We start from the raw sequence: 12,236 nt of genomic DNA, 5'->3' as shown, positions 1-12,236 counted from the left end.
AACATCTTCTTTGCAGTATTTTAATAAAACTTTAGGTATTATATAAACTTATAATTCAATAACATCTGTTGATAACTAAACTGTAAGTTTACTATTAAAAATCCTACTTTTGTTATTACAAAATATAATACTATGTCTAATACAATAGAAAAAGTTAAATGCTTAATAATAGGATCTGGACCGGCAGGTTATACTGCTGCCATATACGCAGCCAGAGCAAACATGAAACCAGTTTTATATCAAGGTACACAACCAGGAGGTCAATTAACTACAACAAATGAAGTAGAAAATTTTCCAGGATACCCTAAAGGTATAACTGGACCAGAAATGATGATGGAACTACAAAGTCAAGCCGAGCGTTTTGAAACAGATGTTAGAAACGGTTGGATTACTAAAGTAGATTTTTCTGGAGATGTACATAAAGTATGGGTTAACGATGAAAAAGAAATACATTGTGATACTGTAATTATTTCTACGGGCGCTAGTGCTAAATATTTAGGCTTAGACTCTGAACAAAAATATTTAAAACTTGGTGGTGGTGTTTCAGCATGTGCTGTATGTGATGGTTTCTTTTATAAAAACCAAGAAGTTGTAATTGTTGGAGCAGGAGATAGTGCTTGTGAAGAGGCGCATTACCTATCTAAACTTTGTACTAAAGTAACAATGTTAGTACGTCGTGACGAGTTTAGAGCTTCTAAAATTATGGCAGAAAGAGTACAGAAAACTGAAAATATTGAAATTTTATACAATACCGAAACCGATGAGGTTCTTGGTGATGGACAAGTGGTTACTGGAGTTAGAGTTAAAAACAACCAAACCAATGAAACTAAAGAAATTCCTGCAACAGGATTTTTTGTAGCTATTGGGCATAAACCAAATACAGATATTTTTAAAGATTATTTAAATTTAGATGAAACAGGTTACATTATTAACGAAAAGCCTGGAACATCTAAAACTAATGTAGATGGTGTTTTTGTAAGTGGTGATGCAGCAGATCATGTTTATAGACAGGCTATTACTGCAGCAGGAACAGGTTGTATGGCAGCTTTAGATGCAGAACGTTATTTAGCAGCAAAAGATGCTAATTTTGAAGTTTCTACTTCAAACTATAACTAAACACATTATAATTAAATAAAAAAGCCGAAAACATTACGTTTTCGGCTTTTTTTATGTAGTTAATAGCTTTTATTTTTTTCTTAAAATAGCACTGTTTTCAAATACATTTAACTCTATTTTTGGAGTTCCATGTATGTATGTTTCAGTAGATCCTGATGCTTCAAGTACTAAATCACTTTTTACATCTATATATACATCAGATTTGTCTTTAGTAATTAAATTACAATTTTTAGACGTAAATTTTTCAGCCTTTAAAGTGGTGCTATTATCTGTAGTAATATTTAAATCGCTTGTATCTCCTTCAATTTTAGCATAGGCATTAGATAGCATTGTTATAACAGTATTACTAGTGTTTATTAATGCTTTTAAATCTGTACTATCATTCAAATTTAATGTTGCTGTATCTGCAGTTACATTTAATTCTGCTTTACATTTATCATTATTTGTAAAGTTAAAATTAGTAGCGTTTAAAGTTAAATATGCTCTAGCGTTTTCATTAGTAATTAATGTAAAGTCTGTTAATTCTAATGTATTACCAGAAGCTAATTCTGCATTATTTTTTAACTCAATAACTTTTAAAGAATCTTTTACAATTACGGTAATATTAAATCGTTTTTTAGATGTAATACGTTGTAGTTTGTTAAATTTTAAACTTCCATCTTGAACTTCAAAACTTAAGGCGTTAAATAAGTTGTCGTCTGCTTCAATTTGTACAGATGGTGCTAAGCCTTGTAAAATTTTAATTTCAAAATCATCACCAATTACTAATCTATTAAAAGGCGAAAGTTCTGTTATTTCTGTAACTACATTTCTACTTCCTTTAATTTTTTCAAGATCTTGAGAGAACCCCAAAAAAATAGTTAATAATGCAATAACAGTTAATTGTAATTTTTTAATCATATTTATTTAAATTGTTTGTTATCAAATACTTCAGCAATGTTTAGCAAATATATAACAAAAACCATCCCAAACTCTTTTAAAGCTTGAAATGGTTTAGCAATTGGTTGGTTTATTGCTTGTACTTAAACAAAAATTTCAAGTACGGTTTCGATTAAAAATTTAGCTATTGTTATCATTTTTTTGATTGATTTTTAGTTTTTTGATTGATGAGTTGTGTGTTTATTTATCTTTTTTCTTAGATGTAATTTCTATACCATCTTCACCTATAGTGACGTTAACTTCTTCACTTTTTGCATTAACACCATTGTCGTCTATAGTTACTTGAGCGTTTTTACCTTTAGCTTCAAAACTTTCTTCGTTGATTCTTAACTCTGCGTTATCGTTATTTATATCTACTCTAACTTTAAAGTCATCGTCATCATTATCGTCATTGTTTGGGCAGTCTAAACATAGTAAACTATTGTTTTTTACTTCAAGAAAGTTAGACTCCATACCATGATCTAAAATATCGTTATAACGATAAGAGTTATTGCTATGGTAGTTATGTGTATTTTCATCTGCAAACAAATAGCTGCCTTCTGGTAAGTACAAAGTAACTTCTACTTTTTGATCTCTATGCCTGTTGTTATTTGGAATTAAAAAGTGATTATCTAATTTTAATTCGTTATTAACTAATGTATAATTGTAACTAATATTTTCGGCTCTATCTTTAGCTAGATTGTATGTTGTACCACGAGAAGAACGTTCAATTCTAATTTTAGCGACACTATCTCTGGTAGATTTTACAACTAAGCGTACGCCTTGAGAGTAAGTAACTTTCTCTCCACTCTCATTAAAACCTTCGTCAAAATTATGAAATGATCTTCTAAAGTTTTCAGCATAGTAATCGTTATTCTGCATGGTAAGAAATAAAGTGTCGTTTTTAGTAACATTATAAAGTTGCTCTGTTTTTATAACTTTAGCTTCCTCTTTATAAGATAATCCTTGTTTAACTCCAATTATAAATAAACCTATTATAGATAATAACCAAAGGCCAAACAATGTGAATTTAGCAATGTTACCCATAGATTTTAAATTGTTTACAAGAATTTTTAAACCTAAATAAAATAACATTAAAAAAGGAATACCAACTGCAAATAATACCAATAATGAAAATAGCCAAAACGGTGCGCCAGATGCAATAGATAGTTCATTAAAATCTACACCAGGAATGTGAACATTATCTACTAAATTAGAAGATAAAAAACTTATAATTAGTGAAATAACAGCAACAGCACCAGTGAATACTAAAATAACGCCTATAAACTTTGCAAAGATTTTTAAGAAGAACATAAAAATGTCTGCAATAGTATCAAAAAAGGACTTTGAACTAGATTTTATAGTATTGCTTTTTTGATTAAAATCTATATTTTTTACAGATTCTGAAATTGTTCCAGAAGCATTATCAAAGGTTTCCTTTAACTTATCACCAGTTTTTTGAAGGTTTTCTGAAGCATTATCAAAGCCGTCACGAATTTTTTTTTCAATGTTAGAAATGGTGACTTTTTCTCCGGTCATTTGTATTTTTTCTGAAGTTGTTGTGGCTTCAGGAATAAAAATCCAAAGTAAAATATAAAGTAAAACACCAGTTCCTGCACCAAATATTAATAAGAACCATATAATTCTAATCCATAAGGCATCGATACCAAAATAGTGACCTAAACCAGCCGAAACACCTCCAACATAAGAGTTTTCTGTATCTCTAAATAGTTTTTTAGAAGGCTTAGATTTTGAATATGATTTGTGTTGTGGTTCATCTTCAAAAATTTCGTCATCAACTAAGTAGTCTTCGGGTTGTCCCATAATAGAGATAACATCGTCTACTTCTTTTACACTAATAACTTGTTTATCGTGTTTTACACGTTCTGAAAATAGTTCTGAAATTCTAGCTTCAATATCTGCTATAATTTCACTTCTTCCTTGAGAGTCTGTAAATGAACGTTTTATAGCCTCAAGATAGCGCTGCAATTTTAAGTATGCATCTTCATCTATGTGAAAAAATATACCTGCTAAATTTATGTTGACTGTTTTATTCATTTTTGTTGTTTTTTGATGGTGTAACGGTGTTAACTGCGGTTTGTAATTCGTCCCAAGTAGTGGATAATTCTTTTAAAAACAGCTTTCCTGTTTCTGTTAATCCATAATATTTTCTTGGCGGTCCAGAGGTGCTTTCTTCCCAGCGATAACTAAGAAGTCCTGCGTTTTTTAATCTTGTTAATAAAGGATAAATTGTACCTTCTACAACAAGCAACTTGGCGTCTTTAAGTGTGCCTAATATTTCGGCTACGTATGCATCGTCGTCTTTTAAGACAGATAAGATGCAATACTCTAAAACACCTTTACGCATTTGTGCTTTTGTGTTTTCTATCTTCATATTGTCATGCGATTTAATGTTGTTAAACTGTTCATTTTTTGATTGATTATTGATGATGCTTTTTACAAAGCGATTGATTTCATTTTATAAAGTTTATTGTAAATGGGTAATTATATAATTCACCATCTCTAGCACTTAAACTGGCTTTAATTATAAATATGATTTCTAATATAAAACCTATAACGGCTAAAAAACCTAAAGATCCACCAATGTAAAATAGAGGTGAAGGCTCACTCATATCTATATGAATACCATTAAATAAATTAAAGTCTAGAAAGTTTATATCGTGTAAAATGTTAAAAGCGAAAAACGGCACAGTTAGCACTCCAATAATTAAAGCATATAATAAAATGCTTATTTGAAAATTAATGGCTTGCTTACCATGTGTGTCTATAAATTGCGATTTTTCTTTATTCATTATCCATAATATTACAGGACCTAAAAAGTTTCCAAATGGTATTATAAACCTTGAAAAGGTAGATAAGTGAATGAATGTGGCGATATTGTTGTGGTTATTTTGGTTCATTTTAAAAGTATATAATAGTTTCTTATACAAATATATGTCTAAAAAAAGGTATTATGTTACGCATAGTACTAAAAATTAACAAAATATTAACATATTGATTTGTTGAATTTTTTCAATAGATTTGGTTTAAATAATAAATTATATATGAAGCTTACACCAAAAAAAATTAATGCATTTAATATGTTTAAGTTACCATCGGTATACTTAACAGGCGTTAGAGTAAAGTCTATAACCGAAACCTCTTGTACTGTTAAAGTAAAACACCGTTGGATAAATCAAAACCCATTTAACTCAATGTTTTGGGCAGTACAAGGTATGGCAGCAGAGTTGTCTACAGGAGCATTAGTTTTAGGTAAAATTAGAACATCTGGAAAAAAAGTTTCTATGTTAGTATCTAATAACAATGCAACATTTACCAAAAAAGCAACTGGTAAAATTATATTTACATGTAATGATGGGCATTTAATAGACGATGCTTTAAAAAAAACAATAGAAACTGGAGATGGGCAAACCTTTTGGATGCAAGCTACAGGTACAAATGAAGATGGCGTAGTTGTATCTACTTTTAATTTTGAGTGGTCTGTAAGAGTAAAAAATTAAATTGTTGTAACGCTAACCAATAATTTTATACCAATATATTAATCAATAAAAACTAAACACTCATGACAGCACACGAAATAGATTATCGCATTTATGGAGAAGAAATGCAATATGTAGAAATAGAACTAGACCCTCAAGAAGCTGTAATAGCAGAATCTGGAAGCTTTATGATGATGGATGATGGTATTAAAATGGAAACCATATTTGGAGATGGCTCTAAAAAAGATAAAGGCTTTTTGGGCAAAGTACTTGGTGCAGGCCGAAGAATTTTAACAGGAGAAAGTTTATTTATTACCGCTTTTTATAACACCTTAGAAGGTAAACGTAACGTTTCTTTTGCATCACCATATCCAGGAAAAATTATACCTATAGATTTAACCGAGTGTGGCGGTAAATTTATTTGCCAAAAAGATGCTTTTTTATGCGCAGCAAAAGGAGTGAGTATAGGTATAGAATTTAGTAAAAAACTAGGCAGAGGCTTATTTGGTGGTGAAGGTTTTATAATGGAAAAGTTAGAAGGTGATGGTATGGCATTTGTTCATGCAGGAGGAACTACGGCTAAAAAAGAATTAAAAGCTGGAGAAACGTTAAGAGTAGATACTGGTTGTATAATTGGCTTTACACAAAATGTAAACTACGATATAGAGTTTATAGGTGGTATTAAAAACAGCATATTTGGAGGTGAAGGTTTGTTTTTTGCTAAACTACAAGGACCAGGAACAGTATATATACAGTCGTTACCTTTTAGTAGACTTGCAAATCGAGTAATTGCTAGTCTGCCAAAAGGTGGAAATAGTAAAGGAGAAGGCAGTATTTTAGGAGGTTTAGGCGATTTACTCGATGGTGATAATAGATTTTAACGATGTTAATTAAGATTTTATTAACTGTTAAATTTTAAAATACGACATTTTTCAACGGATTTTTTCACTACATTTAATCGAATTTATAAACCGTTTGCCTATTTAACAATATTACTTTTTTTAACTAAACCCAACGATAATAATTATGGCAAGAGCAATGTTTGAGTACACTAAAACTGTACTAAATAAAGTTAGTTTTGATACTAACTTGTTCTGTAAGGAAGTTCAAAAGGCACTTCAGCGTTTGCTACCTTATGAAATTGAAGAACTAAAGATATATATACAATCTTTAGTTCATGAAAATCCTGATTTAGACCAATGTTTAATATATTTAAAAGCATAACAAAAAGCGACTATATAGTCGCTTTTTTAACGCCTAATAATTAGCAAAATTATATTTTCAGTTTTACCTTTGTAAAAAAAAATTGAAATCAATTTTTGCGATACTTCTTTTTATATCATTTGCAGTAAGACCACTTTTCTTTACTGGATATGTCGCATATTTTCAATTAAATATAGATTACATTATTGAAACCTATTGTATAAATAAAGAGAAACCCCAATTGCAATGTAATGGTAAATGTCATTTAGCTAAACAATTGGCAACTGCTACTACTACAACTAACGATAATGATATAGATCTTGCTTTAAATACATTAGCAGAATCTTTTTTTCCAGTTTTTTTTGCAGACTATAATTATAATAACTTAAAAAGTAATTCTCTATTAAATTTATTTCAAGTTGAGCCAGCGTATCAAAATTTATATGACTATTCTTTTGAATCTTTTTCTTTTAAACCTCCTATAGTGTAAATTTTACATTCATTTGGTTATGATCTTTAACCAAAGCTTTTAAAACTATTACAATTAAAATTTATACAAATGAAAACATTAAAATTTGCATTTGCACTCTTGCTATGCACAATAATTTCTGCGTGTTCATCAGATGACGACGCAAACAATCCTGAAGATTTATCAGGACAAAACGGAACATTAACCTTAAAGTTTGACAATGGAGTAGGAGATCAAGATTTTATTTTTGGTACTAATTATAACAAATCAAATAACGAGTCTTACAAAGTAGATAACTTAAAATATATTATAAGTAACATTAGAGTAAAAGATAGTAACGGTAATACATTTATGTATCCAGATGAAAACAATGCCTTTATTGTTGATGAAGCAGATGCTAATAATGCAGGTGAAATTTATATTACACTAAATAATATAGACGCTGCAGATTATACAGAAGTTACTTTTGGTATAGGTATAGACCAAGAGCGTTTTGCTTTAGGAGCAGAAGGTCAAGGAGACTTTTTAGAATTAGCAGAAGCTAAAGGTATGTTATGGAGTTGGGCAGCAGGCTATAAGTTTATAAGAATAGACGGTACATATAGCAATAATACAGTAATAAACGAACCTTTAAATATCCATATGGGAAGTGTTGGTTCCTCATTAGATAATTATAAAGAAGTTACTTTAAGTTTTCCAAACACGGTTAGAGTAAGACAAGATGCTTCGCCAGAAATTCATATAAAGTCTGATATCTCTAAAGTTTTTGATGGTACTACAACAGTGAATTTTGCAGATGGATATGACCAAGTACATGTTGATGCAGTAGAAACTCCAATTATAGCTACCAATATTAGTGGTATGTTCGAGGTTCATCACATACATAACGATTAAATATAATTAAAACCATTGAAGCATAGACGCTTCAATGGTTTTATAATTCCTATAATATTATGAAAAAAATAATCTTTTTTCTTTTAGGTATAGTGTGTTGTGTTTCGTGCTCTAACGAGTCTCAAGTTGCGGTTTACGAACCCATACCTATGGTAATAGAAACACCTTCAAACTTTCCAGATATTTCTTACAATTTAGATAATAACCCAATTACCCAAGCCGGTTTCGAGCTTGGAAAAAAGTTGTTTTATGACGGTAAGTTATCTTCAAACAATGCTATTGCTTGTGCATTTTGCCACGAGCAGGCTTTTGCTTTTACACATCACGGCCATAATTTAAGTCATGGAGTTAATGGTGGTATTGGTTTTAGAAACGCGCAGCCTATTCAAAATTTAGCTTACCAAACCTCATTTATGTGGGATGGTTCTGCCTCTCATTTAGACTTGCAACCCATAATTCCAATTACCAGTGAGTTAGAAATGGGAGAAAGCCTTAGTAATGTTATTCAAAAACTAAGTGCAGAACCATATTATCAAGAGCAGTTTACACGAGCTTTTAATGATGGTGAAATTAATACAGAAAATATGCTAAAAGCACTATCTCAGTTTATGGTTGCTATGGTTTCTTCTAATTCAAAATATGATAAGTTTATTAGAAATGAAGACAACGTAACATTCACAGCTTTAGAGGCAAATGGTTTAAGTACTTTTGAGACTAAATGTGCTGGTTGTCATGCATCAAGTTTGTTTACAGATCAAACTTTTAGAAATAATGGCTTATCTATAAATCCACAATTAAACGACTTAGGACGCTATAATATAGGCAACAATCCTAACGATTTATACAAGTTTAAAGTGCCTAGCTTACGCAATGTAGAAGTAAGTTTTCCTTACATGCACGATGGGCGTTTTACTACATTAGAAGCTGTTTTAGAGTTTTATAATTCTGGTATTACAGATAATGGTAATGTAGACGAGTCATTGCTTAAAGATGATGGAACATATGGTATAGACCTTTCAGATTACGAAAAGGAAAGTTTAATAGCTTTTCTAAAAACACTTACAGATTACGAATTTTTAAACGATGAACGCTTTGCAGAATTTTAATAAACTAATACTAGTATTGAGTATACTACTCTTTCAATTTCAAAATTTAAATGCACATAACAATTTAGAGCCATGTAAAAATCATAATAACCATCAGTTTTTTTGCGATTTGTGTGGTTGTGAAACAAGTAGTGGTAGCTTTGGTTATGGCACTTTAAGTAATGCTAATTTTATAGGTATAAGGTATATCTATCAAAATTTTGAATCTAAAACCGGAATTTTTGAAAACTCTCCAAAAAGTAAAGAGGCTTTTAATACCTATCAACTATGGGCACAAATTCCTATTACTAAAACAATTTATATTAGTGCTAATTTACCGTATCAAGATTTAAACCGAACATTTAAAGGTACTACAGAAAATATTTCTGGATTAGGCGATAGTAGTTTAATTGGTTGGTATAAACTTAATTTTTATAAAAAGCAAGATGAAAAGGTTGTGAATTTTAATGGAGAAAAAGAAGCTTCAGGACATTCATTACAATTTGGTTTAGGTGTTAAATTACCAACAGGTGAATTTGAAGAACGCTTAGCAGATAATGTTAATCCTGGTTTTCAAGTTGGAACAGGAAGTTTTGATGGTATCTTATCGGTAGGTTATAACTACGGCGGAAACAAAATAGGTATAAATACACTTTTAAGTTACTATTTAAAAGGCGAGAATAAAAATAAATACCAATTTGGTAACCAATTTAGTTATGCTTTAAATGCATATACAGCTTTCTCTACAGATAAAGTAAATATAATGCCTTTTGTAGGTGTTTCTGGAGATGTATATAATGCTATAGAGCAATACGGTGAAACATTGAATGATACAGATGGTGACATTTTAAATGGTTCTCTTGGGTCTGAGGTAGCAATTAAAAATTTTATTTTTGGTGCAAGTTATACCTTACCAATAAGCCAAAAACTATTTGGTGGTAATGTAGAATCTAAACAAAGATTTTCTGTATACGTGAATTTTGCTTTGTAGTTATTTAGATAACGGACTAATAATTTGAACATTTTGAAATGCAATAGCACCACGTATTACACCCATAATAATTTCTTGTAATGCTTCAATTATTTGCATTTTTAATTCACTTTTATGATAAATTATACTTACTTCTCTCGCTGGAGATGGTTCGTTAAAGTAATGAAGATTTTCAATTGCTTTTTCGTTCATGTCCAGCGTATGTAAGTAAGGTAGCAAAGTCATACCTAAACCTTCGTTAGATAATTTTATTAAAGTTTCTATACTACCACTTTCTAACTGGAAGTTATCGTCTGAGTGGTCTTTAAAAACTTTACATAAATTAATTACACCATCTCTAAAACAGTGACCATCTTCAAGTAAAAGCATATCGTCAATTTCAAGATCACTAACATCTAGTTTCTTTTTACTAGCTAGTCTATGGTTTTTGGGAATGTAAGCAGTAAACGGTTCAAAATACAGTACACGCTCTTTAATTAATTCATCTTCTAATGGTGTTGCGGCAATAGCAGCATCTAAATGTCCGTCCTTTATTCTAGTTATAACCTCTTCGGTTGTAAGCTCTTCAATTTTAAGATTTACTTTTGGGTATTTTTTTATAAAACTCTTTAAAAACATTGGTAGTAATGTAGGCATAACTGTTGGTATTATACCTAATTTAAATTCACCACCAATAAAGCCTTTTTGTTGATCTACAATATCTTTTATACGGTAAGATTCATTTACTATATTTCGAGCTTGGGTTACAATTTTTGCTCCAACATCTGTTAATTCAATTGGTTTTTTACTTCTATCAAATATTAAAATATCTAATTGATCTTCTAATTTTTGAATTTGCATACTTAATGTAGGTTGTGTAACAAAACATTTTTCGGCAGCTTTAGTAAAGTTTTGGTGTTCAGCTACAGCTAATACATAAGTTAATTGAGTAATTGTCATTTGGTATAATCTTAGGCTATAAAAATATAAAATGTATCAATAAAACTTATAATTAATGCCACTTTATTTTTAGTTAAATTTGATAAACCAATAAAAAGAAAAATTATGACTTTAAATACATTAGGATTAGATACAGGAAAAACCAAAGAACTTGCTAAAGATTTGAACGATTTATTAGCAAATTTTCAAACGTATTACCAGAATTTAAGAGGAATTCATTGGAATATTAGAGGAAAGAATTTTTTCGATTTACATGTTAAATTTGAAGAACTTTATACAGATGCCAATATGAAAGTTGATGCATTGGCAGAACGTATTTTAACTTTAGGTGAAACGCCTTTACATACTTTTGAAGCTTATATAAAAAGTGCAAAAGTACCAGTAGGAAAAAATATTTCTCAAGATGTAGAAGCTGTACAATTAATTGTTGATTCACTTTCTGAGTTATTAAAAATTGAACGCCAAATACTTGATAAAGCCGGTGATGCTAATGATGAAGGTACAAGTGCAATGATGAGTGATTTAATTACAGAACAAGAAAAAACTGTTTGGATGATGAATGCTTGGTTAGGAAAAAGCATTTAACCCATAAAATTTATTATAAAATATAAAAAAAGGAGACCAATAGGTCTCCTTTTTTGTTAAACATAAGGGTTGGTTAAAATCTTATGTTCAACTTTAAATCTTTATCTGTAACTGTAAATTTAGCATCACCATATTGTGGAGGTCCATAACTCATTGGGTTATTAGACATCCCATAACTTTCTTGTGGCATTCCATTAGAATCAAAATCCATACGATTATTTTCATTTTCATCATGCACAGCCATAATTGCATAATCTCCTGGTTTAACATCTTTAAAAGTAATACTAATTTTATTATTTTCAATTTTACTTTTAGCATTTTTTAATGCTTTAGTTTTCATAAAAGTTGTATCGTTATGTAAACCTAAAAGTACTACACCGTTAGTGTTTTTTACGTTGTTGATTGTAACTGTTATGTTATAAGTACTGCTTTCTTGTGCGAAACTAATAAATGAGAAAAATAATACTACAAAGCCTAAAAGTAAAGTTTTGCTATTCTTGTTGTAAGCTGTTTTAATAAAAGTCATAATGTAAAGT

15 protein-coding genes are annotated in these 12,236 nt (G+C 30.0%); 9 read left to right on the top strand and 6 right to left on the bottom strand.

Annotated features, from left to right (window positions below):
- The first annotated feature begins 132 nt into the window (after positions 1 to 132).
- A complete protein-coding gene (gene trxB / locus BM549_RS05720) occupies positions 133 to 1,116 on the top strand; it encodes a thioredoxin-disulfide reductase (protein WP_290469393.1) in 984 nt (327 codons plus the stop codon).
- Positions 1,117 to 1,185: 69 nt separating this feature from the next.
- Here the strand turns inward: trxB and BM549_RS05715 are convergent, their stop codons facing one another.
- From BM549_RS05715 to BM549_RS05700, 4 genes are all read right to left on the bottom strand, one after another.
- Complete coding sequence (locus BM549_RS05715) at positions 1,186 to 2,016, bottom strand: DUF2807 domain-containing protein (RefSeq protein WP_290469392.1); 831 nt, start codon at positions 2,014 to 2,016, stop codon at positions 1,186 to 1,188.
- Positions 2,017 to 2,235: 219 nt separating this feature from the next.
- Positions 2,236 to 4,092 (bottom strand): PspC domain-containing protein, encoded by a 1,857-nt coding sequence (locus BM549_RS05710; protein ID WP_290469391.1) that lies wholly within the window; start codon positions 4,090 to 4,092, stop codon positions 2,236 to 2,238.
- Entirely contained in the window at positions 4,085 to 4,429 is a 345-nt protein-coding gene (locus BM549_RS05705) for a PadR family transcriptional regulator (protein WP_013870530.1), read from the bottom strand. Before BM549_RS05705 ends, BM549_RS05710 begins: the two co-directional genes overlap by 8 nt.
- Positions 4,430 to 4,508: 79 nt before the next feature.
- Positions 4,509 to 4,955: a DUF4870 domain-containing protein gene (locus tag BM549_RS05700; protein ID WP_290469390.1), complete on the bottom strand. Its 447-nt coding sequence runs from the start codon at positions 4,953 to 4,955 to the stop codon at positions 4,509 to 4,511.
- Between the two features lie 144 nt (positions 4,956 to 5,099).
- Between BM549_RS05700 and BM549_RS05695 the strand changes: the two genes are divergently transcribed.
- The 7 genes from BM549_RS05695 to BM549_RS05665 all read left to right on the top strand — a co-directional run bounded on the left by BM549_RS05695 (position 5,100) and on the right by BM549_RS05665 (position 10,176).
- Positions 5,100 to 5,555 (top strand): DUF4442 domain-containing protein, encoded by a 456-nt coding sequence (locus tag BM549_RS05695; RefSeq protein ID WP_290469389.1) that lies wholly within the window; start codon positions 5,100 to 5,102, stop codon positions 5,553 to 5,555.
- A 62-nt stretch (positions 5,556 to 5,617) separates the two neighbouring features.
- Complete coding sequence (locus tag BM549_RS05690) at positions 5,618 to 6,415, top strand: TIGR00266 family protein (protein ID WP_290469388.1); 798 nt, start codon at positions 5,618 to 5,620, stop codon at positions 6,413 to 6,415.
- Between the two features lie 145 nt (positions 6,416 to 6,560).
- Positions 6,561 to 6,758: a hypothetical protein gene (locus BM549_RS05685; protein WP_290469387.1), complete on the top strand. Its 198-nt coding sequence runs from the start codon at positions 6,561 to 6,563 to the stop codon at positions 6,756 to 6,758.
- Between the two features lie 82 nt (positions 6,759 to 6,840).
- A complete protein-coding gene (locus BM549_RS05680; protein ID WP_290469386.1) occupies positions 6,841 to 7,227 on the top strand; it encodes a hypothetical protein in 387 nt (128 codons plus the stop codon).
- A 69-nt stretch (positions 7,228 to 7,296) separates the two neighbouring features.
- Positions 7,297 to 8,100: an MbnP family protein gene (locus BM549_RS05675; protein WP_290469385.1), complete on the top strand. Its 804-nt coding sequence runs from the start codon at positions 7,297 to 7,299 to the stop codon at positions 8,098 to 8,100.
- Between the two features lie 59 nt (positions 8,101 to 8,159).
- Positions 8,160 to 9,206 carry a cytochrome c peroxidase gene (locus BM549_RS05670; RefSeq protein ID WP_290469384.1) on the top strand — a complete coding sequence of 349 codons (1,047 nt, stop codon included), beginning with the start codon at positions 8,160 to 8,162 and terminating at the stop codon, positions 9,204 to 9,206.
- 16 nt (positions 9,207 to 9,222) lie between these two features.
- Positions 9,223 to 10,176, top strand: a complete 954-nt coding sequence (locus tag BM549_RS05665) for a hypothetical protein (RefSeq protein WP_290469383.1) — start codon at positions 9,223 to 9,225, stop codon at positions 10,174 to 10,176.
- Here BM549_RS05665 and BM549_RS05660 read toward each other — a convergent pair whose 3' ends face one another.
- The gene (locus tag BM549_RS05660; protein WP_290469382.1) at positions 10,177 to 11,115 is read right to left on the bottom strand and encodes a LysR substrate-binding domain-containing protein; all 939 of its coding nucleotides are present in this window, start codon (positions 11,113 to 11,115) and stop codon (positions 10,177 to 10,179) included.
- A gap of 105 nt (positions 11,116 to 11,220) precedes the next feature.
- Between BM549_RS05660 and BM549_RS05655 the strand changes: the two genes are divergently transcribed.
- Entirely contained in the window at positions 11,221 to 11,700 is a 480-nt protein-coding gene (locus BM549_RS05655) for a Dps family protein (protein WP_290469381.1), read from the top strand.
- Between the two features lie 73 nt (positions 11,701 to 11,773).
- On the opposite strand, the gene BM549_RS05650 is transcribed toward BM549_RS05655, so the two are convergent.
- Positions 11,774 to 12,226, bottom strand: coding sequence for a DUF2141 domain-containing protein (locus BM549_RS05650; RefSeq protein WP_290469380.1), 453 nt, complete (start codon positions 12,224 to 12,226; stop codon positions 11,774 to 11,776).
- Positions 12,227 to 12,236 lie beyond the last annotated feature (10 nt).

The sequence above is a fragment of the Lacinutrix sp. MedPE-SW genome, from assembly GCF_001874145.1.
Taxonomy (GTDB): Bacteria; Bacteroidota; Bacteroidia; order Flavobacteriales; family Flavobacteriaceae; genus Lacinutrix.
Note: the sequence above shows the minus strand (reverse complement) of the source record. Positions and strands in the feature narration are given on the sequence as shown.